Raw genomic sequence first — 1,165 nt, 5'->3', positions numbered from 1 at the left:
CGCCACCGCTTTCCCGCTGAAATCATTGCCCTCGCGGTGTGGCTCTAGTTCCGCTTCCCTCTGAGCCTGCGGATGGTCGAAGACATGCTGGCCGTGTTGACGCCTGTTCCGAGCAACGAGCATTACGCATACGCGGTGGTTAATGACCAGCGTGTGATCATTGACCCTCGCACCCATACCGTGGTGCAGATCGTCCGATAGTCCCGGGCCAATCAACCGTTTCAAACGAGCCGGAAGCTGCCACGCAGCATTCCGGCTTTTTGTTGCAATGAGCCCGCGGCCGTTTATGGCCGGGGTACAGGCTCCCAAGCCTTATGCCTGTCCCATAAGCGGGGCGCCAGGAATCAGGAGTTGAATTGTCTTGTCGATGAAGGCGCTTTGCGCTTGTGGCACGCCGACTTGCCTCAATGCGATAAAAAATTGTCTTCGCCGATGACTTGATCTCTGAGACCGGCACCTAAATGTCCCGGCAGCAGCCTCAACAGTGAAACTCATCGGACATGGAAAAACATACCGAAGAACGCCTTGGGGCCATTGTCGAGTCGTCGTTCGACGCGATCACCAGCAAGGATCTCTCCGGCACGATCGTCAGTTGGAATAAGGCCGCCGAGCGAATGTTCGGCTATTCCGAGGTGGAAGCTGTTGGACGCTCTATCTACTTGATTGTCCCCGACAACAAGCGGGATGAGGAGGCAGAGAGGCGATGTCACGTTATCGAGCGGTGATTGCGCTCTGCCGACGGCTCTCGGAAATCAGGCAACCGCGCCCGTCACAGCTTTCCAATGCGCAATTGCGCGGATGCGATGGATGTGGGTGGCGAGAGCGGAGCGGTTATGACGTGGGGTGACAAAGAGATTTCGCAGCGCCGAGAAAATCGAGATGAAACGCTGCAAGCCTCCGGCTGATCGGAAACCCTGCATCGTCCGCTCTCGTTTTCGAAGCGGCAGGTGAGAGTTTTCCGCTCGGTTGTTGAGACCTTTATGGGACCGGTGTTCAACCGTTGGCATAATGTCACGCCTGGCTGCGCCATATGAGCGGAGCTTGTCGGTGACGATCCGCCTTGGCGGCATGCCTGTTTTCTTCAGTAAGGGGCTCCGTGGGCATTTCTACATTAATACACGCTAAGGGAATTTGAAGTTGTTTGGATTGAAGCGGTTAGCCCGGA

The 1,165-nt window shown here is 56.2% G+C and carries 1 protein-coding gene and 2 pseudogenes; 2 read left to right on the top strand and 1 reads right to left on the bottom strand.

Annotation, left to right across the window (positions count from 1 at the left end):
- Positions 1-96 precede the first annotated feature (96 nt).
- Together AKG12_RS30005 and AKG12_RS28980 are read left to right on the top strand one after the other, a co-directional pair.
- A pseudogene (locus tag AKG12_RS30005) lies at positions 97-201 on the top strand (DUF1236 domain-containing protein); the annotation flags it as partial.
- Positions 202-500: 299 nt separating this feature from the next.
- Positions 501-725, top strand: a complete 225-nt coding sequence (locus AKG12_RS28980; protein ID WP_052821468.1) for a PAS domain S-box protein — start codon at positions 501-503, stop codon at positions 723-725.
- A 27-nt stretch (positions 726-752) separates the two neighbouring features.
- Here the strand turns inward: AKG12_RS28980 and AKG12_RS28975 are convergent.
- Positions 753-1,088, bottom strand: a pseudogene (locus AKG12_RS28975) (DDE-type integrase/transposase/recombinase); the annotation flags it as partial.
- Between the last annotated feature and the right edge of the window lie 77 nt (positions 1,089-1,165).

The sequence above is a fragment of the Agrobacterium sp. SUL3 genome, assembly GCF_001263295.1.
Classification (GTDB): Bacteria; Pseudomonadota; Alphaproteobacteria; order Rhizobiales; family Rhizobiaceae; genus Agrobacterium; species Agrobacterium tomkonis.
This window is presented reverse-complemented; position numbering and strand designations above follow the sequence as displayed.